Below are 24,544 nucleotides of genomic sequence, written 5' to 3'. Positions count from 1 at the left end.
CCGGCGGGCTGGTCCGCGTCCCCGCCCGGACGCGTCCTCGTCCCCGATGTGCCGTCCGGGCCCGGCCGTCGCTCGGCGCGCCCTACAGTGGGCCCATGCGCTTCGAGAGGATCTTCGAGGACCTCGAGGGACGGTTCGAGCACCACGAGCAGGAGGAGCTGCGGGCCGTCTCCGAGGATCTCGCGCGTGCCGAGCGCGCCCAGCTGACCCTGGCCGACCGGCTCCGCGGTGCGGGCCGGCGCGAGCTCACCCTGCACGTCGGATCGGGGCTGCGCCTGGCGGGGGCCGTGGAGGAGGTCGGCGCCGAGTGGGTCTCGCTGCGCGAGACCCGCACCGCTCAGCGCGCCGTCGTGCCGCTCGCCGCGATCGGCATCGTGGAGGGCCTCTCCTCGCGGGCCCGGCCGGCGGAGGAGTCGCTGCGCTCGCCGCTGGGGCTGGGGTCGGTGCTGCGCGAGATCGCACGGGACCGCAGCGTCGTGCGCCTGGAGACGACCGCGGGCACCGTGCTCGGCAGGATCGCCGGTGTCGGCGCGGATGCGCTGGACGTGCTGTCGCTGCCGACGGGGGAGTCCAGCAGTGTGCCCGGCTCCGCCCGGCTCACGGTGACCATGTCGTCCCTGCTCGCGGTGCTGCCGCGCTGAGGGGAACCGGTGCGGCGCCGGCCCGGGCGGACGGGTGCGGCACGGGAGGGCCCTGACGGCCGGGGAACGTGCTGAGCCGGCTCAGGAGCGGTCGTCGGCCACTGCCCGGACGGTCAGGAGCGGCCCTCGGATGCGTCGCGCTCGAGTGCGCGCTCCTCCTCGAGCAGCGCCTCCGTGCGCCGGTAGCTCCGCTCGATGTAGGACTCGAGCTCGGTGACCTCGACCCGCCACTGGCCTCGGCCGCCCACCTTGATCGCGCGCAGCTCGCCGGAGCGCACGAGGGCGTACGCCTGCGAGGCCGAGATCGACAGCGTCTCCGCGACATCGGAGAGCGGGACGAAGCGTGGCGGCATCGACGATCCTTCCGGTCCGGGACGAGCGGGTCGGCCCAGTCTCTCATCCCCGAGCCGGCAGGCGGCGGGAGGTGTGGACGAACGCGCCGGGCCGGTTGTCCACAGTCGGGGCGGACCGCCCCCATCGAGACCCTGACTGCCGTAATCTCCCGGAAGGCGCGCCGCGAGCGTGCCGAGAACCAGGGGACGGACGAGGGGGACGGAGGACAGCTGTGGGGGCCACTGCACCGGTGATGAGGCTGCGCGCGCCGAGATGGAAGGATCCTCGGCTGATCGTCGGGATCGTGCTCGTGCTGGCGAGCGTGCTGATGGGGGCGCTGCTCGTCTCGCGGCTCTCCGCCACGACGTCCGTGCTCGTGGCGCGCGGTCCGATCGTGCCGGGCGATCCGCTGGAGAGCGCCGACCTCGCCACCGTCGAGCTCCGGCTCGGTGACCACCGCGAGCAGTACGTCGGGACCCTCGAGGCGATCCCGGAGGGCGCGGTCGCCACGCAGACCGTCCAGGCGGGGGAGCTGGTCCCCGTCTCCGCGGTGGGGCAGAGCCAGGACGTGCCGCTGCGACCCGTGGTGATCCCGGTGGAGGCGACGGTCGCCGAGTCCGTGGTGCCGGGCTCCTCCGTCGAGCTGTGGCACACCTCGCCGTCGGTCGACGACGGCGGCACCGGCGAGGCCGAGCTGCTCGTGCCCGACGCCGTGGTGCGCCGCATCGACGAGGGGAGCTCGCTGGGAATGCGCTCGATGTCGGTGGAGGTCCTCGTGCCGGCCGACGACCTCGCCTCGGTGCTCGAGGTCCTCTCCCAGGACGAGCGCCTCGACGTGATCGGGGTGCCCGGCGCCCACGGGGTCACGCCGTGATCGACATCGTCCTGTGCGCCTCGGGCAGCGACGAGGTCCGCATCGTCCACGACCTCGCGATGGACCGCTCCCGCCCCGCGCGCGTCGTGCGCCGCTGCGCGGATCTCACCGAGACCCTCGCGGTCGTCTCCGCGGGCATAGGGGACGTGGTCCTCGTGGACCTCTCCGTGCGAGGGCTCAGTCGCGACGCCGTCGCGACGATGCTCCGCGGCGCCGCGGTGATCGGGCTGCGCTCCCGCGAGGAGTCCGAGGCCACCGCCGTGGGCCTGCGCTACGTGCTGAGCTCCGATGCCCCGATCGACGAGATCCTCGCCACGGTCACCGCCGCGGTCTCCGGCGAGGAGGAGCACGACGACTGGGTGCAGGAAGCGGCCGCGGAGCCGGCGCAGGAGGCGGGACGCCTGGTCGCCGTGTGGGGGCCGACCGGCGCCCCGGGGCGCTCGACGATCGCGGCGAACCTCGCCGCGGAGACCGCCCTGGCCGGGCACGGCACGGTGCTCGTGGACGCCGACACCTACGGCCCCTCCCTGAGCCAGCTCCTCGGCGTGCTCGACGAGGCGCCCGGGCTGGTCGCAGCCGCCCGCGCGCACGACCGCGATTCCCTCACCGAGGAGACCCTCGACGCGCTCCTGCCCGTCGTGCAGCCCCACCTGCGCCTGCTCTCCGGCATCGGCGTGCCCGGCCGGTGGGCGGAGCTGCGGCGCGGGGCGATGGACGGGGTGTGGAACGCGCTGCGTCGCCGCGGCGAGACCGTCATCGCCGACATAGGCCCCGTGCTGGAGGAGGACGAGGAGCTCAGCTACGACACCGCCGCGCCGCAGCGGAACTCCGCCGCCCTCAGCACGCTCGAGGCCGCCGATGCCGTGATCGCCGTGGTCGGTGCCGATCCCGTGAGCATCACTCGGCTGCTGCGGGACCACAGCCGCCTCGAGGAGCTCGGCGTGCAGGAGCTGCACGTCATCGTCAACCGGGTCGGTGCGCCGGTCCCCGGCGACCGGCTGCGCGACCTGATCGCCTCCCGCATGCAGGTCGACTCCCTGCACCTGCTGCCCGACGACCCCGTCGCCTGCCGCACTGCCGTGTGGGACGGCGCGCTGCTCAGCGAGTCCGCGCCCCGCTCGCCCCTGCGCCGCGGGCTGCGCGACATCGCCGCCTCGATGCTCGTCCCCGCCGCCGAGGACGACGGAGCGGGCGGAGAGCCGGAGGCGGGAGCATCCCCGGCACCGGCGCGCGGATGGAGGGAGCGCGTGCTCGAGCGTGCCCGCCGGTGAGAGGATGACGGCATGAGGATCTACCTGCCGCTGACCGCAACGGATCGTGCCTCCCTCGAGCTCGCGAGCACTCGCCTCGAGCTCCCGGCGGGACGTGCGGCCTGGGCCGTCACCGCGTCGGCCGAGAGGGACTTCCCCGGCGAGGATCTCGAGGACCTCGAGTACGAGGCGCTGCAGGACGCCGTCCACGTCGCCTACGGCGCCGGATCCCCGACGCAGCGCGCCATGGTGATCGCCCTGGACGTGCCGGATGCGGCGATCGGCGACGCCGACGACGGCGGTGCCTTCGGCGTCCTCCTGGGCACCCCCGCCTCGGCGCGGATCGCGAGCTTCCACGTCACCGAGCTCGACGCCGCCGCGGCCGAGGCCGACGACACCGACCCCGCCCTGCTGTGGTTCGACGTCGTCGAGGCGCGCGAGGCCCTCTCCTATCTCGACGGGGCCGAGGCCGCCGGCTGAACGCCCTGCCTCAGTCGCCCGAGCGGTCCCGGTAGGCCGCGGCGGAGCGCTCCTCGGCCCGCAGCACCGTGGACACGTACGGCACGGCGGCCCTCTCGATCTTCGACCCCAGCAGCGGAACCTTCGCCACCAGGTCCCCGTCGATCTCGACGTCGCTGCGGCCCTGGTCCAGGGCCGCGAGGCGCAGCGCCCCCGTCAGGCCGGCAGGGGTCCCCACCACGTCCAGGCGCATCGTGCCGGTGCGCGAGCCGTCGGGCTCGGGACCGGACCAGGACTGGACCTCCTTCACCGTCACGGAGGCGCCCACGAAGGGGCGGACGATGTCCGGGACACGGTCCGTGGGCATCACCAGCTCGGTGGTGACCGTGAACGCCCCGGCGGGATCGCCCTCGACGTGCGAGGACGCCTCGTTCGCGCCGAGCGTCTCCCGACGGATCGCCGCGTACTCGGGGTCGGCGTACATCGCGGCGGCCGAACGGGCCGGAAGGGGCAGGTGCAGGGTCTCGCGCAGCTTCATCGGGGTCCTTCCCTCGGGAGATGTCCGCGTCAGCCTAGAGCAGGCCGGGCGGGCGATTCGCGCTCGCGCCCGGGCCGACGCATATCCTGGGCCCATGCCCAGCCTGTCCAAGTTCCTCGCCGACAACCGTGCCCTCACCGAGAAGGAGGCGGACTGGCTCCAGCACCTTGTCGGGGACTGGAACCTCCTGTCCGATCTGCTGCGCTCCGACCTGGTGCTGTGGCTGGCGGAGGACGACGGCCCGCTCGCCGTCGCGCACTGCCGCCCGGCAACCGGATCGACCGTCTACTACGAGGACCCCGTCGGGACCGTGCGCACCGTCGGGGTCGACGGCGCGGAGGATGCCGAGGGCGCCGAGATCGCCCGGCTGCTCGCCGGGGGCGAGCCCTCCGAGGAGCCCACCCGGATCGAGCGCGAGGGCCGCAGCGCCACCGGCGTGATGGTCCCGGTCCGCAAGAACGGCCGCACCCTGGCCGTCCTCGCCGCCGAGGCGCCCGAGTCCGACAACGACCCGAGCGACAACGAGACCCATCAGCGCCGGCTCGGCGCGCGCCTGCTGACGATGCTCCAGCACGGCGCGTTCCCCATCGAGGGGGCACCGATCCCGCCCCGCCGCGGCGCGCCCCGCGTGGGCGACGGCGTCGTCGAGCTCGACGAGGCGGGAGTGGTGCGGTGGACCTCCCCGAACGCCCGCTCCGCCTTCCACCGCTTCGGGATCGCCGGCGACATGACCGGGACCACCCTCGCGGAGCTGTCCACCGAGGTGCTGCAGTCCCGCAGCCCCGTGGACGAGTCGCTGCCGCTGGTGCTGATGGGGCGGGCGGCCTGGCGCTCGGACATGCAGGCCCGAGGCGGCACCCTGTCCCTGCGGGCCGTGCCGCTGACCGATGCCGGCAAGCGCACCGGCGCCGTGATCCTGGTGCGCGACGTGACCGAGCTGCGGCGCCGGGAGCGGGAGCTGATCACCAAGGACGCGACGATCCGCGAGGTCCACCACCGGGTGAAGAACAACCTCCAGACCGTCGCGGCGCTGCTGCGGATGCAGTCGCGGCGGATGAAGACCGACGAGGCGAGGGAGGCGCTCGCCGAGGCGATGCGGCGCGTCTCGACGATCGCGCTCGTCCACGAGTCGCTGCTGCAGGGCTCGGAGGAGGCGGTCCACTTCGACGAGGTGATCGACCGGTGCCTGCGCCTCGCCGTCGACGCGGCGAGCGCGACCGTGCACCGGGCGGGCAGCCCGCGCCTGACCGACGGGCAGGTCGAGGTGCGCACCGAGAAGATCGGACGGGTCGGCACGATCCGCGCCGAGGAGGCGACGCCGCTCGCCCTGGTGGTGACCGAGCTGGCGACCAACGCGGTCGAGCACGGGCTCTCCGAGACCGGCGGGACGCTCACGATCCGCAGCGAGCGGACGGGCTCCCACCTCGTGATCTGCATCGAGGACGACGGCAACGGCATGGGAGCGGCGAAGCCGACCGGCCTCGGCACGAACATCGCCCTCACGCTGGTGCAGGGGCAGCTCGGCGGCACGCTCACCTGGGAGGACCGAGGCGAGGGCGGGACCCGCGCGATCGTGGACGTCTACCTCGACCCGCTCACGATCTGAGGGGGAGGGACGGAGCCCCGGGGTGCTCGGCGAGGACCCCGGGGGAGGCCGACGGCACTGCCGCGGCGGTGGCCCGCGGCGCAGCCCCAAGAGCTACTCGCGGCACGGCCCCGGGGGCGGCCTGCGACGCTGAGGAGGCGCGCCGCAGGCGAGGGGTCAGCTGGCGCGGCGGGCGCGCGCGTTGCGGCGCTTGAGGGAGCGGCGCTCGTCCTCGGACAGGCCGCCCCAAACGCCCGAGTCCTGACCGGACTCGAGGGCGAACTTGAGGCACGCCGTCATGACGTCGCACTTCTGGCACACCGCCTTCGCCTCCTGGATCTGCGTGATCGCCGGTCCGGTGTTCCCGATCGGGAAGAACAGCTCGGGATCATGGTTGAGGCACTCGGCACGGTGGCGCCAGTCCATCGTCACTCTCTCTTTCCAGGACGTCGCGCCCTGCCCCCGCAGGGGCGAGACGCGGCGAGGGTCGCTCCCTGTGGGGCGTTCTCGGGTTCTGCGGCCGTCGACGCTCGGCCGGGTGCGCTGTGCACCGGACGGCCTCGGCGGGACGAGCCGTTCTCCATTCTCTGCGGCTCCTGACGACCTCGACAAGAGCCTGGACCGCCGGGCCTGGTGGCACTTCCCACACCGTCGCGAGAAGTCCCGATCGGGAGGTGATGCCGGGCACGAAGCCGTTGCCACCAGGCGATCGAGATGTCACGGGCGCTCGAGATCGCACAGGGGCCGCGGCGGATACAGTGCCCCCATGCCCACCGCGCCCGACAGCACCCGTCCCGCCGACGCCGAGGACCCCGGTCCGCGCACCCGCCCGCGGGCCGCGCTGCTGCTCGGCGTCGAGACGCTCGTGCTGGCGGCCGCGGCCACGTTCTGCTTCGTGGCGGCCTCCGGCGGCGGGATGACGGCCCGACTCGGGGTGGGGCTGGGGATCTTCCTGCTGCTGTTCGCCGCGGGCACCGCCCTCGCCGCCCGCTCCGTGCTGGCCAAGGGCCGGTTCGGGATCGGCTTCGGGATCACCTGGCAGATGTTCCAGGCTCTGGTGGGGGCCAGCATGATCAGCTCCGGCATGGTCTGGCAGGGCGTGATCGCGCTGGTCCTCGCGATCGCGACCTTCGTGGTGCTCGCGCGGCTGGTGCGCTCCACGCCGCTGCCCTCGCGCCTGGACTGAGTGCCGCCGGGCCGCTCCCGCTCCGCCGCTCCTCGTCCGGGGCGCGCGGGCCCATCCGGGAAGCAGCCGACTCGTGCCCGTCGACCGCGCTGTGCGGGCGGATCCGCCTCCGACAGCGGTCGGGGCCCGTCGGACGGCGGTCGTCCGACGGGCCCCGCGGCGCTGAGCGCGTGCCCGCGCCGTCGGCCGTGTGTGCCCTCAGCGCCTCATTCCGCGGAGGCGAGGGCGGCGGCCGGGGCGGTGCGCGCGGCGGCGCGGCCCGGCAGGACCGAGGCCAGCGCCCCGGCGGCGAGGGCCAGCACCAGCACGATCACGAGGCGGTCCCAGGGGATCGTGATCGAGACCGGGTAGGTCGAGCCCAGCAGTGCGATGATCCCGAGCACGCCGTAGAGGGAGCCGATCAGCAGCCCCAGCACGGCGCCGACCGCGGCGAGCAGCACGCCCTCCCAGCCGAGCATCGCCCGCATCTGCCGGCGCGTCGTGCCCAGGGCGCGCAGCAGCGCGTTCTCCCCGGTGCGCTCGACCACGCCGAGGCTGAGCGTGTTGGCGACCCCGACCAGGGCGACGACCACGGCGACCGCGAGCAGCGCCACGGTGATGCCCAGCAGCACATCGAGGATCTGCGCGTAGGACTCCCGCTCGGCGCCGCCGGGATCGCTGCTCGCCCCCTCGAAGCCCTCGGAGGCGGAGAGCTCGTCGACCGAGGAGATCAGCTCGAACACGTCGATCCCCTCGCGCTCGGCGGTGCCGGGATCGGCGAAGTCAGCGAGCACGACCGGGGTGGTCCCCTCCCCGAGGAGCTGCTCGAGCGTCGCCGGGGTCACCAGCGACATCTGCAGGTTCGCGTCCACCTGGACGCGCAGGTCGTGGCTCTGACCGTCGGCCCCCTCGAGGGAGAGGACCTGGCCGTCGTGGACACCGAACCGCTCGGCCCGCTCCTGGCCGAGCAGCACCGTGCCGTCGGCGAGCTCGTCGGCCATCTCGGGACGGTGGGAGACCTCCCGCACCGTCTCGGGGGTCGCGGAGTACAGGGTCATCGGCTCGCCGGCGCCGACCTCGACGTCCCCGCGCTCCCCGGCGTGGGCGGCATCCATGCCCTCGATCGCGGCGACCTGCTCGGCGGCGTCCTCGGGCATCGCCTCCGCGGAGAGGACCAGGTCGATCGGCCGACGGGAGTCGAGCTCCGAGGTCAGGGTCGCCTCCGCAGTGCGGGCGCCGACGGTCATCATCGTCATGAGCGTGGTGCCGATCAGGAGGGCCGCGATCGTCGCCGCGCTGCGGCGCGGATTGCGGGCCACGTTCGCCCCGGCGATCCGGGCGGGCAGCCCGCCCAGCAGCGCCCCGAGACGGGCGGCGAGGGCCGCGAGGGGCCGGGTGAGCGTCACGAGAACGAGCATCACGCCGGTGAAGCTCAGCACGCCTCCGCCGATCGCGGCGAGGATGCCGAGGGCGGCGACCCCGTTCAGGGCCAGCGCGGTGCCGCCGACGAGCGCGGCCACGCCGAGCACCACGGCCACCAGGCCCAGCACGCCGCGCACCCCGAGCCCGCGGGCGACGGCGGGCGGCTGCGGGCGCAGCGCCTGCAGCGGCGCGACCCGGGTGGCGGAGCGCATCGGGGCGAGGCTCGCGAGCACGGTGATCGCGACGCCCGCCAGCAGCGGAAGCAGCACCGACCACAGGCTCACCGGCACCGGGGCGACGCCGTTCAGCCAGCCGAGCCCGGCGGCGCCCGCGAGCGCGGCCTGGACCAGCAGGTGCCCGGCGACCACGCCGACCGCCGCGCCGAGCAGCCCGACCAGCAGCGACTCGCGCAGCACCACGGAGCGGACCTGGGCGCGGGTCGCGCCGAGGGTGCGCAGCAGTGCGAGGGAGCGGGTGCGCTGCGCGAGCGTGACCGCGAAGGTGTTCGCGATGACGACGGCACTGGTGAACAGCGCGATCACCACGAACACGCCGAGGATCATCCCGAGCGCTCCGAAGCCCTGCATGAAGTCGCCGGCGGCCTCCTCCTCGGCCTCCTCGACGCCGCGCACGGTGATGCCCTCGGCGGCGGAGGCCGAGGCGGCCTCGGCCACCGCGGCGGGGTCCTCGCCGTCGGGGACCGTGGCGAGCCAGGTGTCGGTGGTCGTCCCGGCGGTCGGTCCGAGCAGGGCGGCGGCGTTGACGTCCTGGAGCATCAGGCGCGGGGTGCCGCCGAAGACGGCGCCGGCGGGGTCGGCGGCGATGCCGGAGACGGTGAGCGTCCGCTCCGCCTCCTGCGCGGGGTCCTCGCCCGTGGCCGGGCCGGAGCCCTGCACGGTGATCGGGTCTCCGACCCCCGCCTCGAGGTCGTCGGCGGCGGAGCGGGAGAGCACGATCTCGGACTCGGTGCCGGCGGCGGAGCCCTCCTCGAGGGCGTCCTCCTGGTCGGGCGGGAGCATCGTGGCCTCGAAGAAGCCGCTGCCGGTGGTCGAGCTCGCCTCGAGATAGCTGCGGGGCGCGGGCCACACGGCCTCGGCGCCCTCGACCTCGGGGGCCGGAAGCGGCTCCTCGGAGGCCCAGTCCTCGTCGGACAGCTGGCGCTGGATCTCCAGGTCCGCGCCCTCGTACATCTGGGAGGCCTGGGAGCGCAGGGAGGCCTGCATCAGGTTCCCGGCCAGCACCATGATCGCGACGAAGGCGCAGGACAGGGCGATGGTGACGACCGCCGCGAGGGGGCGGCGCACCGGGGTCAGCTTCACGGTGGAGCGGGCCATCAGCGCTGCTCCTGCCCCTGAGGCGCGGTGCGCGCGGTCCGCGTCGCGCGCAGGTCCTCGTCGGAGGCGATCCGGCCGTCGGCGAGGGTGAGGATCCGGCCGGCGCGCGCGGCGGCGTCGCGCTCGTGGGTTACCATCACGACGGTCTGGCCGAACTCGTCCACCGAGAGGCGCAGGAAGTCCAGCACCTCCTCGGTGGTGCGGGAGTCGAGGTTGCCGGTCGGCTCGTCGGCGAAGACCACGGCCGGGGAGGTGACCAGCGCACGGGAGATCGCCACGCGCTGGATCTGTCCGCCGGAGAGCTGGGAGGGCAGGTGGTCGAGCCGGTCCGCGATGCCGAAGGCGGAGGTGAGGGTGTCCAGCCAGGCGCGGTCCACGCGGGTCCCGGCGAGCTCGAGGGGGAGCAGGATGTTCTGCTCCGCGGTCAGCATCGGCAGCAGGTTGAACGACTGGAACACGAAGCCGATCCGCTCGCGGCGCAGGCGGGTCAGGGCGTCGTCGCGCAGCGAGGTGATCTCGGTGCCCTCGAGCTCGATCGAGCCGGAGGTGACCTCGTCGAGGCCCGCGAGCACGTGCAGCAGCGTCGACTTGCCCGAGCCGGAGGGGCCCATGATCGCGGTGAAGGCGCCGCGGGCGATGTCGAGGTCCACGGCGTCCAGCGCCGTGACGGTCCCGGCGCCGCTGCCGTAGGTGCGGGTCACGGCGCGGGCGCGCAGCGCGACGGGGTCACCGGAGGTGTCGGCGGAGGGCGGGGGAGCGGCCTGGGCGGCGGTGGTCATCGGGAAGTCCTTCGCGACGGGGTCATGATGTCGATCCCGATGCTTCCCGAGCGCGGGCCCTGCGGTCGTCAGCCCCCGGTCGCGGCCTCGCGGACCGGGGGAGACCGAGGGAGGGGAGGCCGTCATACCCAGGGATGACGCGGCCGCGACCGCCGGCCGTGCGGCGCGCGAGGGAGGGCACCGCGAGCCGGGGCCCGGCGATGCCTGCGGCTCACTGCTCGCCGGGGGTGACCAGCCCGGTCTCGAAGGCGATGATCACGGCCTGGACCCGGTCGCGGGCGCCGAGCTTTGCGAGGACCCGCCCCACATGGGTCTTCACCGTCGCCTCGGCGACGAACAGCTGTGCGCCGATCTCGCGGTTCGAGCGGCCCCGTCCCATCAGGGTGAGCACCTCGCGCTCGCGCTCGGTGAGGTCCTCGAGCACGGAGGTGTCCTGCTCGGCGGGCTCGGGGGTGGAGACCACCCGCTCCAGGAGCCGGCGGGTGGCCGACGGGGCGATCACCGCATCGCCGCGGTGGACCGTGCGGATCGCGCCGAGGAGGTCCTCGGGCTGGGCGTCCTTGAGCAGGAAGCCGCTGGCCCCGGCGCGGATCGCGGCGACCACGTACTCGTCGAGGTCGAAGGTGGTCAGCACGATGATCTTCGGGGCCCGCTCGACGGGCAGCCGCTCCAGCAGCGTCGAGGTCGCCTCGATCCCGTCCATCCTCGGCATCCGCACGTCCATCAGCACCACGTCGACGCTGCGGGCGGACAGCTCGCGCACGGCCTCGGCGCCGTCCGTCGCCTGCAGCACGACCTCCATGTCGTCCTGGGAGTCGATGACCATGGCGAAGCCGGTGCGCACCAGCGGCTGGTCGTCCACCAGCGCGACGCGCAGGGGGCGGTCGGCGGTCTCGGTCATGGGGTCTCTCCTCGAAGGTCGTCGGCCGCGGGGCCGGGGGACGTGCCGGGGTCGGTGGTGGTGTAGGGGGAGGCGGGGCCGTCGGCCTCGGCGGGGCTGCCGTGGTCGGCGGGCAGCGGCACGGTCGCCCGCACACGGTAGCCCCGGGAGGGCAGCGGCCCGGCCTGCAGCGTCCCGCCGAGCACGCTCATCCGCTCCCGCATCCCGGTCAAGCCGTGGCCGAGGCCGTCGGACGTCGGATCGGTGCCCTGGCCGTCGTCGACGACCTCGATGACGAGGCCCTCGGCGCCTCGGACCAGGCGCACGGAGGCGCTCGCGCCGGGCCCGGCGTGCTTGAGCACGTTGGTCAGCGCCTCCTGCACCAGGCGGAACACGGACATGCCGACCGACGAGGGGAGCTGGTCGAGGGAGCCCTCGGACTCGAGGTCGACCTCGAGGCCCGCGGCGCGGACGCGCTCGAGCAGCTCGGGCAGCTGCTCGGGGCCTGGCTGCGGACCGAAGCTGGTCTCGTCCTGCTGGCGCAGCACGCCCAGCAGGGAGCGCATGTCCGCGAGCGCGGCGCGGCCGGTCTCACCGATCGTGCCGAGCACCTCCACGGCCTTCTCCGGCTTCTGGGAGGCGACGAAGCGACCGCCGTCGGCCTGCGCGATGATCACGGAGAGGGAGTGGGCGACGACGTCGTGCATCTCGCGGGCGATGCGGGCGCGCTCGTCGGCGACGGCGAGCGCGGTGCGCTGCTCCCGCTCGCGCACCGCCTGCTCGGCCCGGTCGCGGGTCAGGGCGAGCTGACGCACGCGGGCCCGCTGCAGGTTGGCGAGGGCCCAGATCGCGATGATCGTGATGGTGCCGATGATGCCCAGGCCCACGAAGGTGATCGCCGCCTGGCCGACGCCGCCGTACTCGCCGAACAGCGCGACGATCCCGAACCAGCTCGCCTGGACGAGCACCCCGAGCATCCCGGCGGCCACGCCGATCAGGTGCACGGCCGTGCTGCCGTAGGCGACGGCGCAGAACATCGCATAGAAGGTCATCGCGTCGCCCGCGACGACGGGGATGCCGACCAGCACGTGGGAGACGGCGAGCACGCCGATCACGATCACTCCCAGCAGGGGGCGGGTGCGGCAGACCGCCCCCGCGAGCACCATCGGGACCGAGAACAGCACCCACCAGCCGATGGCCCCGGCGCCGAGACCGAAGAGCAGCATGAGCGCAGCGGCCGTCCCGAAGCCGATCAGGTCGACGGTGCCGGGGTTCTCGATGATCCAGCGGAACGGGTCGCGGACGCCGCGGCCAGTCCGGCCGCGCTGCGAGGCCGAACCGGCGCTGTGCGGTCCCGCGGGAGCGTCGGGGGAGCGGCCGGTGGTCATGTCCACGAGAGTACGGGCGGGGCGGCGCCGCGGCGTCAGACCGCAGTCGGACGAAGGGGCCGTGTGCCTGCGGGACCCGTCACACGTGCGGCTCTCGCCTCCGGGCGATCCTGGCCCCGTGACGCTGCGGTCACAGCAGGCGCTGCGGCCCTTCGAGCAGCTCGGGGCCGTCGTTGCCCACCTTCCCGACGGCCGGGTCGACCTCGCGCACCGCGAGCGTTGCGTCGTCGAGCAGGTGCGTGTCGTCGAGGATCCATTCCTGGGCGGCGTGGCGGTCGTCCATCGCGGTGTCGAGCCAGGGGTCGACCTCCTCGCGGCGCAGCATCACCGGGGTGCGGTCGTGGATGCCTGCGAGATCGCCGGTGGCCGCGCGGGTGATGATCGTGGTCGAGAGCAGGAAGGCGCCGTCCTCGCTCGCGGCCGGGCCCTCGTGGCCGCCCGGCCCTTTCCACCAGGAGACCAGCGCCGCCATGTAGAGCGGCGAGCCGTCGGCCGGGGCGATGAAGTACGGCTGCTTGCGCTTGCCCTTCTCATCGCGCACCCATTCGTAGTAGCCGTCCATCGGGACGATCGCCCGGTACCGGCCGAGGCTGCCGCGGAAGCTGGGCTTCTCGCCGAGGGTCTCGCGGCGGGCGTTGAAGGTGCGCGAGGAGAAGGACTCGTCCTTCGCGAAGGGCGGCAGCAGACCCCAGCGGGCGACCCGCAGCGCGCGGAGCACCTCACCGGTCTCCTTGTCGATCGACTCGGTGACCACGTGGATCGGGGCGGTCGGCGGGATGTTCCAGCGCGAGCGCAGGCGTGGGTCCGCGAGATCGACGGCCCCCAGGTCGTCCAGCAGCGGATCGATCTCCTGGAAGAAGGCGAAGCGCCCGCACATCTCAGGAGTCCTTCCCGGAGGGCTTCCCCTCGGACTCCGTCTCGTCGTCGACGACGGGCACGCCGTGGCGCGGGGTGAGGCGGGCGTCCTCGCCGGTGTAGGCGTCGGAGTCGTGGTGGAGGTTGCGCAGGCGGATGTCGCGGCCCTCGTCGACGATCGCCTCCCGCTTCTCCTCGGCCTTCTCCGCCCCGGAGCTCTCCCGCATCGGCAGGGCCAGGGAGTCTTCGGCGGGCTTGCCGGCCTCGAGCTCGCGGGCCCGCTCGTACTCGGCGTCGACCTCGGCGCCGAGGATGATCACGATGTTGATGATCCACAGCGCGAAGAGCACGGCCATGATGCCGCCGATCGCGCCGTAGCTGGAGTAGCCGGCGACGGTGCCCATGTAGATCGACAGCGCCACCGCCGCGACCGCGATGCCGACGATCGCGAAGACGCCGCCGGGGGAGATGAAGCGGAAGGGCTTGTCGATGTTCGGCGCGCCCCAGTACAGCAGCGAGATCAGCGCGAAGGCGATCACGAGGATCACGGGCCACTTCGCGAACGCCCAGATCGGCAGGAAGGAGTCCAGCAGGAAGGTGAGCACGCCCTGGGCGCCGATGCTCGAGGCGATCGGGCCCAGCAGCCCCTCGACGAGGGACGCGTTCAGCAGTACCGAGACCATCACCAGCAGGATCCCGAGGATCATCGCGAGGGTCAGCAGCAGCATCGTGCCGTTCATGCGGATCGGGCCGCGGCCCTCGGGGACCTCGTAGATCTGGTTGGCGACCCGTCCGTAGGCCTTCACATAGGCCGACGCCGACCACAGGGCCGTGCCGATACCGATGATCAGGGCGATCGTGCCTCCGGTCGCGGAGCCGAGGAGGGAGTTCACGGTGTCGCGCACCGGGCCCTCGATCTCCATGTCACTGCCGCCGGCAGCCTGTCCGATGAGGTTCACCAGCAGGTCAGCGATCTCGTCCTTGATCCCGGCGAGCAGCAGGGTCGCGAGCGAGAACAGCGCCAGCAGCGTCGGCGCGATGGAGAGGACCATGAAGTAGGTGAGCTTCGCGGCCTGGTCGGTGCCGCCGTCGTGCGTGAACTCGGCGATCACGCGCTTGGCCATGTACTTCAGGGTGGGGCGGGACAGCTTCGGGGCATCCTCGCCCGTGCTGGTGGTCTCGGCCATGGGAAGCTCCTCGGTGAGAGTCTGCTCGCGGACTGCTGTCATCCTGCCATGGGAGCGGGCGGGGAGAGTTGTCCACATTCCCTGGAGGCAGGGGGCGGCGAGGGCGGATCCGCCCTAGAGTGGCTCGCGTGCCGCGATCTGCGTCACATCGCCGCCGGTCGGAGGGACCGGGCGGTAGGGGCAGGGCAGGGGAGCCTGTGGACGCCGCCACCATCATCGAGGCCGAGTCGCGGGAGCTGATCAGGCGCCGTGGCCTGGACGTGCACGCCGATCAGCTGGAGCCGCTGATCCGGGAGGTCGTCGCCGACTACGACCGTCGTTCGTCCTCGGGCGAGGTGCCCGTGCTGCACGACGACGACACCATGGTCGCGCAGGTCGCCGCGAGGATCGGCGGCTTCGGCCCGCTGCAGGAGATGCTGGATGACCCGGGCGTGGAGGAGATCTGGCTGAACTCGCCCTCCCAGGTGTTCGTCGCGAGGAACGGGCGCAGCGAGCTGACCACCATCGTGCTGACCGACGACGAGGTCCGCGGGATCGTCGAGCGGATGCTCGTCTCCAGCGGACGCCGCCTGGACATGTCCAGCCCCTTCGTCGACGCGCTGCTGCCGGACGGCTCACGCCTGCACGTCGTCATCCCCTCGGTCACCCGCACCCACTGGGCGATCAACATCCGCAAGTTCGTCGCCCGCGCGCACGACCTGCAGGGCATGGTCGCCCTCGGCTCCCTCAGCCAGCAGGCCGCGGATTTCCTCGACGCCGCGATCGCCTCCGGCCTGAACGTCATCACGAGCGGCGCGACCGGGGCGGGGAAGACGACCTTCCTGCGCTGCCTCGCCCAGTCGATGGGCGCCCGCGAACGGGTCGTGACGATCGAGGAGGTCTTCGAGCTGAACCTCGCCCTGCGGGACGTGGTCGCGATGCAGACCCGCCAGGCGAACCTCGAGGGGACCGGCGAGATCTCGATGCGCCGCCTCGTGAAGGAGGCTCTGCGCATGAGGCCCAGCCGCATCATCGTCGGCGAGGTGCGCGAGGCCGAGTCGCTCGACATGCTGATCGCTCTGAACAGCGGATTGCCCGGCCTCGCTTCGATCCATGCCAACTCTGCGCGGGACGCCGTCACCAAGCTGTGCACGCTGCCGCTCCTGGCGGGGGAGAACGTCTCCAGCCGCTTCGTCGTCCCCACCGTCGCCAGCGCCATCGACCTCGTCGTCCACCTCGACATCCTCCCCGACGGGCGACGGCGCGTGCGCGAGATCGTCGGCCTCAGCGGACGGGTCGAGGAGGAGGTCATCGAGGTGACCGACGTCTTCTCCCTGCGCGGGGACCGGCTGGTCCGCGGCGACGGTCATCCTCCGCACGCCGAGCGCTTCGCCCGGGCGGGCCACGACCTCGCCGAGCTGCTCGGGGGGAGGAGCGCGGCATGACCGACGGAGCGTTCCTCGGCCTCGTCGCCGGGCTCGGACTGCTGTCGATCTGGTGGTCGCTGTGGGAGCAGGAAGGGGCGGTGCCGCGACCCGGCCGCCTCTCGCGCTGGATGGAGCGCCTTCGCGACGACCTGATCAAGGTGGGGCTGGACTCGGTGCCTCCTGCTGCCGTGCCGGCTCTCAGCGCCGGGCTGGGGCTCGTGGTCGCCGCCGCGCTGTGGGCGATCTCCAGCGCGCTCGTCCCCGCGCTGACGATCGGACTGCTGTGCTCGGTCCTGCCGGTGCTCGTGCTGCGCTCGGCGGCGCGACGTCGCACCACCGCGATGCGCGAGGTGTGGCCCGAGGCGGTCGACCACATCAACTCCGCCATCCGCGCCGGACTCTCGCTGCCTGAGGCGCTCGTGCAGCTGAGCCGGAAGGGACCCGAGGAGCTGCGGCCCGCGTTCTCCGAGTTCGCCCTGGACTACCAGGCCAGCGGCGACTTCGCCGCCTGCCTCGACAGGCTCAAGGTGCGCCTCGCCGATCCCGTCGGCGACCGGATCGTGGAGGCGCTGCGGATCACCCGGGACGTCGGCGGCACGGACCTCGGCTCGCTCCTGCGCACCCTCTCGGCGTTCCTGCGGGAGGACTCCCGCACCCGCGCCGAGCTCGAGGCCCGCCAGTCCTGGACCGTGAACGCCGCCCGACTCGCGCTCGTCGCGCCCTGGATCGTGCTGGCGCTGATGTCGACCCGTCCCGAGGCGGCGCAGGCCTACGACTCCGCGGCCGGGATGATCCTGGTGGTCATCGGCGGCGTGGTCTCCCTGATCGCCTACCGGGTGATGCTGATGATCGCGCAGCTGCCGCAGGACGAGAGGGTGCTGCGATGAGCATGTCCCTGCTCGCCGGGATCCTGCTGGGCCTCATGCTCGGCACCGGCCTCTACCTGCTCGCCACGCAGCTTCCCTGGCTGCGCCCCCGGGACCTCGGCCGACGCATCGACCCGTACCTGCGCCGCTCGCGGACCTCCTCCCTGTTCGCGGCGCCGACCAGCAGGAGCCGTGCCCGCACCGTCGTGGAGAACCTCTTCGGCCCGGTCGCGACGCGCGGACTGGGACTGCTCGAACGGCTCACCGGCGGCGCCGAGCAGCTCGAGAGGCGACTGCGTCTGGCGGGCCGACGCACCTCCACCGACTCCTTCCGCATCGAGCAGGTCGTCTTCGGGGCCGTCGGCCTCGTGCTCGGGATCGTCCTCGCCGTCGCCGCGATCGTGCTGCGGGACGCGAGCGCGGTACTGGGGCTGTTCATCGTCGCTCTCGGCGCGCTGCTGGGCGTGCTCTTGCGCGACTACCTGCTGGGAGTCGAGATCAAGCGCCGCGCCTCCCGCATGGCGCGCGAGTTCCCGACGGTCGCTGACCTGCTCGCCCTCGCCGTCGCCGCGGGCGAGAGCCCGATCGCCGCGATGGAGCGCGTCGCCCGGACCTCCACGGGCGCGCTGCCCGAGGAGTTCGCCGCGACGATCGCCGACATCCGCTCCGGCTCGAGCGTCTCGCAGGCCCTCGCCTCGCTCGGGGCGCGCACCCCGCTGGAGTCCCTCAGCCGGTTCGGCGAGGGCGTCTCGATCGCGATCGAGCGGGGCACACCGCTCGCCGAGGTGCTCCGCGCCCAGGCGCAGGACGCCCGCGAGAACGCCAAGCGCGACCTCATGGAGATGGCCGGACAGCGGGAAATAGCAATGCTCGTCCCGGTGGTGTTCTTCGTGCTGCCGTTGGTGATCCTCTTCGCGATCTTCCCCGGCCTCTCAGTGCTGGAGATCTCCCTGTGAGCGCGCGCCCGACCCCGAACCCGATGCCGACATCGCCCGCGACGGCGACATCGTCGCGGTCCCCGCCCCCGTCCGTCATCGCCCAGCCCTCCGTCCCTCCGACCCCGACCGCTCCGATCCGCACCCGCCCGGGCCCTGCCCCGGACCCGCCCGCCGAGGAGGCCGACATGACCGTCCACCGCACCCGACTCCACACCCGCACGCGCCCGCGTCACCGCCCCGCCCGGCCCGGCCCGGCGGGACCCTCCCGGCAGCGCGCGGGGCTGCGCAGCCGCCTCCTGGCCCGTCTGGCCTCCGAACAGGGCGACGTCCCCGGCTGGGTGCTGATCACCCTCATGACCGCAGGAATCGTCGTCGCGCTCTGGGCTGTGGCCTCCGACCAGATCGTGCAGATCTTCGAGAACGCGATGGCGCCCTTCCTCGGCGGCAGCCTCTGACCACGTCCGTTCACCGCGAACCGTCCTGCTGATGCGCCGCCCGGCCCCGCCCCGTCCCGTCGCCCCCGCTCCCGCGGCGGTGAAGGCGATCGACCTGCCCTGCCGCGATCGGCCGAGGAGTCGGCGCGGAGGGGAACGGCATCTCGCGGCGCGGCTGCGGGAGGACGACGGGGCGGCCGTGGCCGAGTTCCCGATGGTCGCGGTGCTGATCGTGATGATCGCGCTGCTGATCATCCAGGCGGCGCTCATCGTCCACACCCGCAACACCCTCGTCGACGCCGCCGTGCAGGGAGCGCACCATGCCGCGCTCGCCGGATCGACCCCGCAGGACGGCGCCCAGCGGGCGCAGCAGCTCGTCGACGAGCGCTTCGGGCGAGGGCTCGAGGCCGAGGCCACCGGCGTGCAGGAGGACGACGGGACCATCCGCGTGCAGGTCGACGCGACGCTCCCGCTCGTCGGGCTGATCGGACCCGCCGGCGCGCTGAGCGTCGAGGGCAGGGCCGTGGACGAGGAGGCGTGGTGAGAGGGCTCCGTCGCCTCCTGCTCCCCGCCGCTCCGGGCGGGCTCCGACACCGGCTCGAAGACGAGCAGGGCAACGCCCTGGTCGAGTTCGTGGTGCTGGCCGCGGCGCTGCTGATCCCGACCCTCTACCTCGTGCTCACCCTCGGCAACGTGCAGGCCGCCGCCTTCGCCGCCGACACGATCGCCCGCGACGCCGCGCGCATCCACGCGACCGAGCCCGACCCCGACCGCGCCGCCGCCCGCGCCTCCCGCCACATGGAGCTGGTCCTCGAGGACCACGGCCTCCCGCCGGGCGACGTCGTCGAGCTCAGCTGCAGCGAGGACCCCTGCGCGACCGCGGGAGGAGTCGTCACCGCACGGGTGCGGATCCCCGTCCCCGTGCCGGGGCTGGGACCGATCCTCGGGGAGACCGGCCCCGTCGTGGTGGGCGCCTCCCATGCGGTGCCCGTCGACCAGTACCGGGCGGACCTGTGAGACCGGGCACTGCACAGGAGCGGCGGCGCCGCCCCTTCCTGCTCCGCGCGGTCGCCACCCCGCTCGCCGCGGGTGTCGGTCGGCCGGTCGCGACCCTGCGGGAGCGGTGGGCGGACGCGCGCGGCTCGATGACGATCCTGACCACCGGGGTGCTCGTCGTGATCCTCATGGTGATCGCCGTCGGCACCTCGATCACCGGGGTGCAGCTGGAGCGCAACGGCCTCCAGCACGCCGCCGACAGTGCCGCCCTCGCCGCCTCCCAGGCCGTGGATCCCGCCCGGATCTACTCAGACGGGGACGGCCCCGCGATCCACATCGGCTCCGCCCGCGACGCCGCCGAGGAACACCTGCGCTCCTATCCCTACGACACCACCAGCACCGAGGACATCCACATCCAGGAGGTCACGGTCGACGCCGATGGCACGGCCCACGTGGTCCTCGCCGCCCGCACGAATCCGCCGCTGGTCGGCTGGTTCACCCGCGGCACCGGCACCTCGATCCCGCTGACCGTGCTGGGTGAGGCCCGGGCGCGGTGAGCCGCCTCCGCCCGGTCCGCACCGGCCTCTCGACCGTGCCGCCGGTCCGGCCATGCCGTCGGCTCGCCCAGGTCATCGGGAGTCCGAGTCGCGGGCAGGGGAGCAGCAACCACTTCACGTCCGTAGGATCCGAGCCAGCGCCATGACGTCCGCCACCGCTGCACGAGCCTTCGCCATGTCCCACCCATCGCTCACTGTCGAGCAGATCGCGAGCACCGCATGACCCGCCTCCTCCTCGCCCCCGACAAGTTCAAGGGATCCCTCACCGCCGCCGAGGTCGTCGCCGCCCTCACCCGCGGAATCGTCGCCACCGCCCCGGACGCCGAGATCACCTCCTGCCCCATCGCCGACGGCGGCGACGGCACGGTCGACGCGGCCCTCGCCGCCGGAGCGACCGCGCAGCGCGCGACCATCACCGGCCCCACCGGAACACCGCGCGAGACGGTCTGGGCGCTCGAGGACACCACCGCCGTGCTCGAGCTCGCCGACGCCGTCGGCCTGAAGGCACTGCCCGGCGAGGAGCTCGCCCCGCGCGATGCCTCCTCCCGCGGGCTCGGCGAGCTGATCCTCGCCGCCGTCCGCGCCGGAGCCAGCGAGATCGTCGTCGGCCTCGGCGGCAGCGCCTCCACCGACGCCGGCGCCGGACTCCTGCAGGCCCTCGGCGCGCGCCTGCTCACCGCCGACGGCGACGACATCGCCCCCGGCCTCGCTGGCCTCGAGACTCTGACGAGCGCCGACCTCTCCCCGGCCCTCGCCGCCCTCGAGGGCGCCTCGCTGATCGCCGCGAACGACGTCGCCAACCCGCTGCTCGGCGCCGACGGGGCGGCCGCGGTCTACGGCCCGCAGAAGGGACTCGCACCGGAGGCCGTGACCGCCGCCGATCGCACCCTCGCCGCCGCCGCGACACTCCTCGACCCGAGTGGTGAGGCGGCCCGCGCCGAGGGAGCCGGGGCCGCCGGCGGCGTCGGCTTCGCCCTGCTGCTGCTCGGGGCGACACAGCGCTCCGGCGCCGATGTCGTGCTCGAGCTCGCCGACTTCGACGCACGCCTGGAGCACACGGACCTCGTGGTGACGGGGGAGGGGAAGCTCGACGCCCAGACCCTCCAGGGCAAGGGCCCCGCAGAGGTCGCCCGCCGCGCGGCCGCGGCCGGTCTGCCCGTCCTCGCCGTCGCCGGCGCCGTCACCCTCGACGCGGAGGAACTCGCCTCCGCCGGGATCGAGGAGGCCTTCGACCTCGTCTCCCGCGCCGCCGACGTGTCCGATGCGATCGCGCGCGTCGAGGCGCTGCTGGAGGAGGTGGGCCGTGAGATGGGACGCGCCCTGCCCGCTCTCCTCCGCGACTCCCGGGCCGCATCGAGCCCTCTGCCGTAGACTCCCCGATCGTGGCTTCCATCGACTTCTCCGAAGAGATCCCCCGGCTCCGTTCGACCCTGTCCTCGATCGAGCAGGTGACGGACGTCGACGCCCTCGATAAGAAGATCGCGGACCTGGAGAAGCAGGCCTCCGTCCAGGACCTTTGGGACGACGTCGAGAACGCCCAGAAGGTCTCCTCCGCGCTCTCCCACGCCCAGTCCGAGCGGCGCCGCATCTCCGAGCTCGCCTCCCGCATCGAGGACCTCGAGGTGATGGTCGAGCTCGCCGCCGAGGAGGACGACCCCGACACCCTCGCCGAGGCCGAGGCCGAGGTGACCAGCATCCACAAGACCCTCGACGAGCTCGAGGTGCGCACGCTGCTGTCGGGCGAGTACGACGAGCGCGACGCCGTGATCACCATCCGCGCGGGCGCCGGCGGCGTGGACGCGGCGGACTTCGCCGAGATGCTCATGCGCATGTACCTGCGCTGGGCCGAGAACAACGGCTACTCCACCAAGGTCATGGACACCTCCTACGCCGAGGAGGCGGGGCTGAAGTCGGTGACCTTCGAGGTCGCCGGCCCCTTCGCCTACGGCACTCTCTCCGTCGAGGGCGGCACCCACCGCCTGGTGCGCATCAGCCCCTTCGACAACCAGGGCCGCCGCCAGACCTCCTTCGCCGCGGTCGAAGTGATCCCGCTGATCGAGTCGACCGACCACATCGAGATCCCCGAGAACGACCTGAAGATCGACGTCTTCCGCTCCTCCGGTCCGGGCGGCCAGTCGGTGAACACCACCGACTCCGCAGTGCGCATGACCCACCTGCCCACCGGCACCGTCGTGTCGATGCAGGACGAGAAGTCCCAGATCCAGAACCGCGCCGCGGCGCTGCGCGTCATGCAGTCCCGCCTGCTGCTGCTGAAGAAGGCAGAGGAGGCCGCCGAGCGCAAGGAGCTCGCCGGCGACGTCAAGGCGTCCTGGGGCGACCAGATGCGCTCCTACGTGCTGAACCCGTACCAGATGGTGAAGGACCTGCGCACCGAGTATCAGGAGGGCAATCCCTCCTCGGTGTTCGACGGCGAGATCAGCGGCTTCATCGACGCCGGCATCCGCTGGCGCGCCGAGCAGGGCAAGAACCAGGACTGATCGACGTACTGGCGAGGGACGAGCCGGTAGGAGATCGGTCAGGACGGCGCAGGACTGAGTGACCGGTCCCACCCCGGGTTTGACCAGGTTTTGACCCGACCCCTGTCCACAGCGCCGTGGAAACACGACCGTGCGCCCCTACGCTGGGAGCGCCAGACTTTCCCCCTGATGTGACAGGCAGCAGTGATCCGTTTCGACGACGTCACCAAGACGTACATGCGTGGCCAGCACCCCGCGGTGGAGAACCTCGACATCGAGTTCACCCGCGGGGAGTTCGTGTTCCTGGTCGGCGCCTCCGGCTCGGGCAAGTCGACCCTGATGAGGATGGTGCTCAAGGAGGTCACCCCCACCCGCGGCACCGTCTACGTCGCCGGCAGGGACCTCTCCCGGATCCCGTCCTGGAAGGTGCCGGCGCTGCGCCGCGACATCGGCATGGTGTTCCAGGACTTCCGCCTGCTGCCCTCGAAGACCGCCTACCAGAACATCGAGTTCGCGCTCGCGGTGATCGGCACGCCCCGCAAGGTGGTGCGCCGTCTGGTCCCCGAGATGCTTGAGATGGTGGGCCTGGAGGACAAGGGCAAGCGGCTCCCGCACGAGCTCTCCGGCGGTGAGCAGCAGCGCGTCGCGATCGCCCGCGCCTACGTCAACCGCCCCTCGATCCTGCTGGCCGACGAGCCCACCGGCAACCTCGACCCGGCCACCGCCGAGGGCATCCTGGACCTGCTCGCCGAGATCAACGAGCGCGGCACCACCGTCGTGATGGCCACCCATGATCGCGCCGCCGTGGACCGGATGCGCCGCCGCGTCGTGGAGATGGTCGGCGGCAAGGTGGTGCGCGACGAGGAGCAGGGCGGCTACGAGACCCCCGCCCCGGTCAGCGTGATCTCCGGGAACCTGCCCGACGACTCCACCCACCGCGAGGAGCACCCCCTGGACGACGAGGAGCTCGTCGCCGACTGGGACGGGGCGCCCGAGCCGGCGGCCGACGAGCGCGAGACGGCCGAGGATCATGCCGGTGCCGCCGGGGCAGACCGCTCCGGCGAGGCCGACGGGCCCGTTCGGGCCGACGCCGGCACCGATCCGTCCGGCACCGACGCGTCGGACGCCGACCCGTCGGCCGAGGACCGCACGGTCCCGCGGGACGTGCTGGAGGAGGACCTGATCGACGAGCGCGAGGCCCGCCGGGTGCGCGAGGACGAGGACTTCACCGGCGACTTCGACCAGGACCAGGAGGAGCTGCGATGAGGGCCCGCTACATCCTCGGCGAGATCCTCACCGGCCTGTGGCGGAACATCGCCATGGTCATCTCCGTCGTGATCGTCACCGCCGTGTCGCTGACCTTCGTGGGCACCGGCGTGCTGATGCAGAAGCAGATCATCGACATGAAGTCGACCCTGGTCGAGCAGTCCCAGGTGACGATCTTCCTGTGCTCCCCGCACTCGACGGCATCCTCTTGCGCGGGCGGCGCCGCGACCGACGCGCAGATCGACTCGGTCCGCGAGGCGCTCGAGGGCGAGGTCCTCTCCCCGTACATCGCCTCCGTCGAGGAGCGCGACCAGGAGGAGGCGCTCGCGATCTACCAGGAGCAGTTCGCCGGCGAGTCCTTCGTCTCGAACTTCACCGCCGAGGACATGCCGGTCTCCTTCCACATCACCCTCAGCGACGCCGACGACTCCGCCGCCGTGGTCGAGTTCTTCCAGGGTCGCGACGGCGTGGACGAGGTCACGGACCTGCTGAGCACCTTCGCCCCCTTCATCGACGTGCTGAACCAGTCCACGCTCTTCGCGCTCGGGCTCGCGGTGCTGATGCTGGTGGCCGCGGTGCTGCTGGTCGCCACCACGATCCGCATGTCGGTCGCGGGCCGGCGCCGCGAGATCGCGATCATGCGCCTGGTGGGCGCCTCGAACCTCTTCATCCGCCTGCCCTTCCTGCTCGAGGGGGCGGTCGCCGCGATCATCGGCGGCCTGATCGCCTCGGGGATGCTGTGGCTGGGCCTGCACCATCTCGTCCAGGGCTGGCTCGCACCGACCCTCGGCGAGCAGCTGATCACGGTCTCCACCGCGGACCTCGTCTGGGCCGCACCCCTGCTGGTCGTGCTCGGCGCCGTGCTGTCGATCGCCTCGTCGGTGGTCTCCCTCAACCGCTACCTGAAGGTGTGA

26 protein-coding genes are annotated in these 24,544 nt (G+C 73.1%); 17 read left to right on the top strand and 9 right to left on the bottom strand.

The annotated features are described in order from the left end of the window. Positions 1-95 precede the first annotated feature (95 nt). Positions 96-641: a hypothetical protein gene (locus tag L3K22_RS04815; protein ID WP_263310397.1), complete on the top strand. Its 546-nt coding sequence runs from the start codon at positions 96-98 to the stop codon at positions 639-641. A 113-nt stretch (positions 642-754) separates the two neighbouring features. Here L3K22_RS04815 and L3K22_RS04810 read toward each other — a convergent pair whose 3' ends face one another. After that, positions 755-994 (bottom strand): helix-turn-helix domain-containing protein, encoded by a 240-nt coding sequence (locus tag L3K22_RS04810; protein ID WP_263310396.1) that lies wholly within the window; start codon positions 992-994, stop codon positions 755-757. A 212-nt stretch (positions 995-1,206) separates the two neighbouring features. Here L3K22_RS04810 and L3K22_RS04805 point away from each other — a divergent pair, with 212 nt between their 5' ends. From L3K22_RS04805 to L3K22_RS04795, 3 genes are read left to right on the top strand one after another with little or no spacing between them, the layout of a single operon-like run. Then, a complete protein-coding gene (locus tag L3K22_RS04805; protein WP_263310395.1) occupies positions 1,207-1,848 on the top strand; it encodes an SAF domain-containing protein in 642 nt (213 codons plus the stop codon). Continuing rightward, positions 1,845-3,119: a CpaE/TadZ family protein gene (locus L3K22_RS04800; protein WP_263310394.1), complete on the top strand. Its 1,275-nt coding sequence runs from the start codon at positions 1,845-1,847 to the stop codon at positions 3,117-3,119. The genes L3K22_RS04805 and L3K22_RS04800 overlap by 4 nt, the downstream gene beginning before the upstream one ends. A 12-nt stretch (positions 3,120-3,131) precedes the next feature. After that, complete coding sequence (locus L3K22_RS04795; protein ID WP_263310393.1) at positions 3,132-3,578, top strand: DUF6912 family protein; 447 nt, start codon at positions 3,132-3,134, stop codon at positions 3,576-3,578. 10 nt (positions 3,579-3,588) lie between these two features. On the opposite strand, the gene L3K22_RS04790 is transcribed toward L3K22_RS04795, so the two are convergent. Continuing rightward, on the bottom strand, positions 3,589-4,095 hold the full coding sequence (locus L3K22_RS04790) for a DUF2505 domain-containing protein (RefSeq protein WP_263310392.1): 507 nt from the start codon (positions 4,093-4,095) through the stop codon (positions 3,589-3,591). Positions 4,096-4,189: 94 nt separating this feature from the next. Here L3K22_RS04790 and L3K22_RS04785 point away from each other — a divergent pair, with 94 nt between their 5' ends. Continuing rightward, the gene (locus tag L3K22_RS04785; RefSeq protein ID WP_263310391.1) at positions 4,190-5,701 is read left to right on the top strand and encodes a sensor histidine kinase; all 1,512 of its coding nucleotides are present in this window, start codon (positions 4,190-4,192) and stop codon (positions 5,699-5,701) included. 156 nt (positions 5,702-5,857) lie between these two features. Here the strand turns inward: L3K22_RS04785 and L3K22_RS04780 are convergent, their stop codons facing one another. Continuing rightward, the gene (locus tag L3K22_RS04780) at positions 5,858-6,106 is read right to left on the bottom strand and encodes a WhiB family transcriptional regulator (RefSeq protein WP_010549779.1); all 249 of its coding nucleotides are present in this window, start codon (positions 6,104-6,106) and stop codon (positions 5,858-5,860) included. Between the two features lie 340 nt (positions 6,107-6,446). On the opposite strand from L3K22_RS04780, the gene L3K22_RS04775 reads away from it, so the two are divergent. Beyond that, positions 6,447-6,866: a hypothetical protein gene (locus L3K22_RS04775; RefSeq protein ID WP_010549778.1), complete on the top strand. Its 420-nt coding sequence runs from the start codon at positions 6,447-6,449 to the stop codon at positions 6,864-6,866. A 206-nt stretch (positions 6,867-7,072) separates the two neighbouring features. Here L3K22_RS04775 and L3K22_RS04770 read toward each other — a convergent pair whose 3' ends face one another. The 6 genes from L3K22_RS04770 to L3K22_RS04745 all read right to left on the bottom strand — a co-directional run bounded on the left by L3K22_RS04770 (position 7,073) and on the right by L3K22_RS04745 (position 14,732). Beyond that, positions 7,073-9,601: an ABC transporter permease gene (locus tag L3K22_RS04770; RefSeq protein ID WP_263310390.1), complete on the bottom strand. Its 2,529-nt coding sequence runs from the start codon at positions 9,599-9,601 to the stop codon at positions 7,073-7,075. After that, a complete protein-coding gene (locus L3K22_RS04765; RefSeq protein ID WP_263310389.1) occupies positions 9,601-10,380 on the bottom strand; it encodes an ABC transporter ATP-binding protein in 780 nt (259 codons plus the stop codon). Before L3K22_RS04765 ends, L3K22_RS04770 begins: the two co-directional genes overlap by 1 nt. Before the next feature lie 211 nt (positions 10,381-10,591). Next, positions 10,592-11,281, bottom strand: a complete 690-nt coding sequence (locus L3K22_RS04760; protein ID WP_263310388.1) for a response regulator — start codon at positions 11,279-11,281, stop codon at positions 10,592-10,594. Beyond that, positions 11,278-12,648 carry a sensor histidine kinase gene (locus L3K22_RS04755; protein WP_263310387.1) on the bottom strand — a complete coding sequence of 457 codons (1,371 nt, stop codon included), beginning with the start codon at positions 12,646-12,648 and terminating at the stop codon, positions 11,278-11,280. The genes L3K22_RS04760 and L3K22_RS04755 overlap by 4 nt, the downstream gene beginning before the upstream one ends. Before the next feature lie 130 nt (positions 12,649-12,778). Then, complete coding sequence (locus L3K22_RS04750) at positions 12,779-13,525, bottom strand: SOS response-associated peptidase (protein WP_263310386.1); 747 nt, start codon at positions 13,523-13,525, stop codon at positions 12,779-12,781. 1 nt (position 13,526) lies between these two features. After that, on the bottom strand, positions 13,527-14,732 hold the full coding sequence (locus L3K22_RS04745) for a YihY/virulence factor BrkB family protein (protein WP_263310385.1): 1,206 nt from the start codon (positions 14,730-14,732) through the stop codon (positions 13,527-13,529). A gap of 155 nt (positions 14,733-14,887) precedes the next feature. On the opposite strand from L3K22_RS04745, the gene L3K22_RS04740 reads away from it, so the two are divergent. The 11 genes from L3K22_RS04740 (at position 14,888) to ftsX (ending at position 24,544) form a co-directional block, all read left to right on the top strand. After that, the gene (locus L3K22_RS04740; RefSeq protein WP_263310384.1) at positions 14,888-16,114 is read left to right on the top strand and encodes a TadA family conjugal transfer-associated ATPase; all 1,227 of its coding nucleotides are present in this window, start codon (positions 14,888-14,890) and stop codon (positions 16,112-16,114) included. Continuing rightward, the gene (locus L3K22_RS04735) at positions 16,111-16,983 is read left to right on the top strand and encodes a type II secretion system F family protein (protein ID WP_263310383.1); all 873 of its coding nucleotides are present in this window, start codon (positions 16,111-16,113) and stop codon (positions 16,981-16,983) included. The genes L3K22_RS04740 and L3K22_RS04735 overlap by 4 nt, the downstream gene beginning before the upstream one ends. Then, positions 16,980-17,918: a type II secretion system F family protein gene (locus L3K22_RS04730; RefSeq protein ID WP_263310382.1), complete on the top strand. Its 939-nt coding sequence runs from the start codon at positions 16,980-16,982 to the stop codon at positions 17,916-17,918. Before L3K22_RS04735 ends, L3K22_RS04730 begins: the two co-directional genes overlap by 4 nt. 167 nt (positions 17,919-18,085) lie before the next feature. Continuing rightward, on the top strand, positions 18,086-18,355 hold the full coding sequence (locus L3K22_RS04725) for a hypothetical protein (RefSeq protein WP_263310381.1): 270 nt from the start codon (positions 18,086-18,088) through the stop codon (positions 18,353-18,355). Between the two features lie 31 nt (positions 18,356-18,386). Next, on the top strand, positions 18,387-18,878 hold the full coding sequence (locus tag L3K22_RS04720; protein ID WP_263310380.1) for a TadE/TadG family type IV pilus assembly protein: 492 nt from the start codon (positions 18,387-18,389) through the stop codon (positions 18,876-18,878). Continuing rightward, entirely contained in the window at positions 18,875-19,351 is a 477-nt protein-coding gene (locus tag L3K22_RS04715; RefSeq protein ID WP_263310379.1) for a TadE/TadG family type IV pilus assembly protein, read from the top strand. The genes L3K22_RS04720 and L3K22_RS04715 overlap by 4 nt, the downstream gene beginning before the upstream one ends. Further along, positions 19,348-19,887: a pilus assembly protein TadG-related protein gene (locus L3K22_RS04710; protein ID WP_263310378.1), complete on the top strand. Its 540-nt coding sequence runs from the start codon at positions 19,348-19,350 to the stop codon at positions 19,885-19,887. The genes L3K22_RS04715 and L3K22_RS04710 overlap by 4 nt, the downstream gene beginning before the upstream one ends. 219 nt (positions 19,888-20,106) lie before the next feature. Beyond that, entirely contained in the window at positions 20,107-21,258 is a 1,152-nt protein-coding gene (locus L3K22_RS04705) for a glycerate kinase (protein WP_263310377.1), read from the top strand. Positions 21,259-21,269: 11 nt separating this feature from the next. Beyond that, the gene (gene prfB / locus L3K22_RS04700; protein WP_263310376.1) at positions 21,270-22,385 is read left to right on the top strand and encodes a peptide chain release factor 2; all 1,116 of its coding nucleotides are present in this window, start codon (positions 21,270-21,272) and stop codon (positions 22,383-22,385) included. A gap of 183 nt (positions 22,386-22,568) precedes the next feature. Continuing rightward, entirely contained in the window at positions 22,569-23,630 is a 1,062-nt protein-coding gene (gene ftsE / locus L3K22_RS04695; protein ID WP_263310375.1) for a cell division ATP-binding protein FtsE, read from the top strand. Next, the gene (gene ftsX, locus L3K22_RS04690) at positions 23,627-24,544 is read left to right on the top strand and encodes a permease-like cell division protein FtsX (RefSeq protein WP_263310374.1); all 918 of its coding nucleotides are present in this window, start codon (positions 23,627-23,629) and stop codon (positions 24,542-24,544) included. Before ftsE ends, ftsX begins: the two co-directional genes overlap by 4 nt.

Source organism: Brachybacterium atlanticum (genome assembly GCF_025669985.1).
Lineage (GTDB): Bacteria > Actinomycetota > Actinomycetes > Actinomycetales > Dermabacteraceae > Brachybacterium > Brachybacterium conglomeratum.
Note: the sequence above shows the minus strand (reverse complement) of the source record. Positions and strands in the feature narration are given on the sequence as shown.

What these genes read in the sequence shown, in the direction of transcription:
- L3K22_RS04790 (WP_263310392.1), bottom strand. Translation starts at nt 4,095, where the DNA reads ATGAAGCTGCGCGAGACCCTGCACCTGCCCCTTCCGGCCCGTTCGGCC.
- L3K22_RS04705 (WP_263310377.1), top strand. Translation starts at nt 20,107, where the DNA reads ATGACCCGCCTCCTCCTCGCCCCCGACAAGTTCAAGGGATCCCTCACC.
- L3K22_RS04760 (WP_263310388.1), bottom strand. Translation starts at nt 11,281, where the DNA reads ATGACCGAGACCGCCGACCGCCCCCTGCGCGTCGCGCTGGTGGACGAC.
- L3K22_RS04810 (WP_263310396.1), bottom strand. Translation starts at nt 994, where the DNA reads ATGCCGCCACGCTTCGTCCCGCTCTCCGATGTCGCGGAGACGCTGTCG.
- ftsX (WP_263310374.1), top strand. Translation starts at nt 23,627, where the DNA reads ATGAGGGCCCGCTACATCCTCGGCGAGATCCTCACCGGCCTGTGGCGG.
- L3K22_RS04725 (WP_263310381.1), top strand. Translation starts at nt 18,086, where the DNA reads ATGACCGTCCACCGCACCCGACTCCACACCCGCACGCGCCCGCGTCAC.
- L3K22_RS04815 (WP_263310397.1), top strand. Translation starts at nt 96, where the DNA reads ATGCGCTTCGAGAGGATCTTCGAGGACCTCGAGGGACGGTTCGAGCAC.
- L3K22_RS04745 (WP_263310385.1), bottom strand. Translation starts at nt 14,732, where the DNA reads ATGACAGCAGTCCGCGAGCAGACTCTCACCGAGGAGCTTCCCATGGCC.
- L3K22_RS04720 (WP_263310380.1), top strand. Translation starts at nt 18,387, where the DNA reads ATGCGCCGCCCGGCCCCGCCCCGTCCCGTCGCCCCCGCTCCCGCGGCG.
- L3K22_RS04770 (WP_263310390.1), bottom strand. Translation starts at nt 9,601, where the DNA reads ATGGCCCGCTCCACCGTGAAGCTGACCCCGGTGCGCCGCCCCCTCGCG.
- L3K22_RS04795 (WP_263310393.1), top strand. Translation starts at nt 3,132, where the DNA reads ATGAGGATCTACCTGCCGCTGACCGCAACGGATCGTGCCTCCCTCGAG.
- L3K22_RS04780 (WP_010549779.1), bottom strand. Translation starts at nt 6,106, where the DNA reads ATGGACTGGCGCCACCGTGCCGAGTGCCTCAACCATGATCCCGAGCTG.
- L3K22_RS04735 (WP_263310383.1), top strand. Translation starts at nt 16,111, where the DNA reads ATGACCGACGGAGCGTTCCTCGGCCTCGTCGCCGGGCTCGGACTGCTG.
- L3K22_RS04775 (WP_010549778.1), top strand. Translation starts at nt 6,447, where the DNA reads ATGCCCACCGCGCCCGACAGCACCCGTCCCGCCGACGCCGAGGACCCC.
- L3K22_RS04755 (WP_263310387.1), bottom strand. Translation starts at nt 12,648, where the DNA reads ATGACCACCGGCCGCTCCCCCGACGCTCCCGCGGGACCGCACAGCGCC.
- L3K22_RS04750 (WP_263310386.1), bottom strand. Translation starts at nt 13,525, where the DNA reads ATGTGCGGGCGCTTCGCCTTCTTCCAGGAGATCGATCCGCTGCTGGAC.
- L3K22_RS04785 (WP_263310391.1), top strand. Translation starts at nt 4,190, where the DNA reads ATGCCCAGCCTGTCCAAGTTCCTCGCCGACAACCGTGCCCTCACCGAG.
- L3K22_RS04730 (WP_263310382.1), top strand. Translation starts at nt 16,980, where the DNA reads ATGAGCATGTCCCTGCTCGCCGGGATCCTGCTGGGCCTCATGCTCGGC.
- L3K22_RS04765 (WP_263310389.1), bottom strand. Translation starts at nt 10,380, where the DNA reads ATGACCACCGCCGCCCAGGCCGCTCCCCCGCCCTCCGCCGACACCTCC.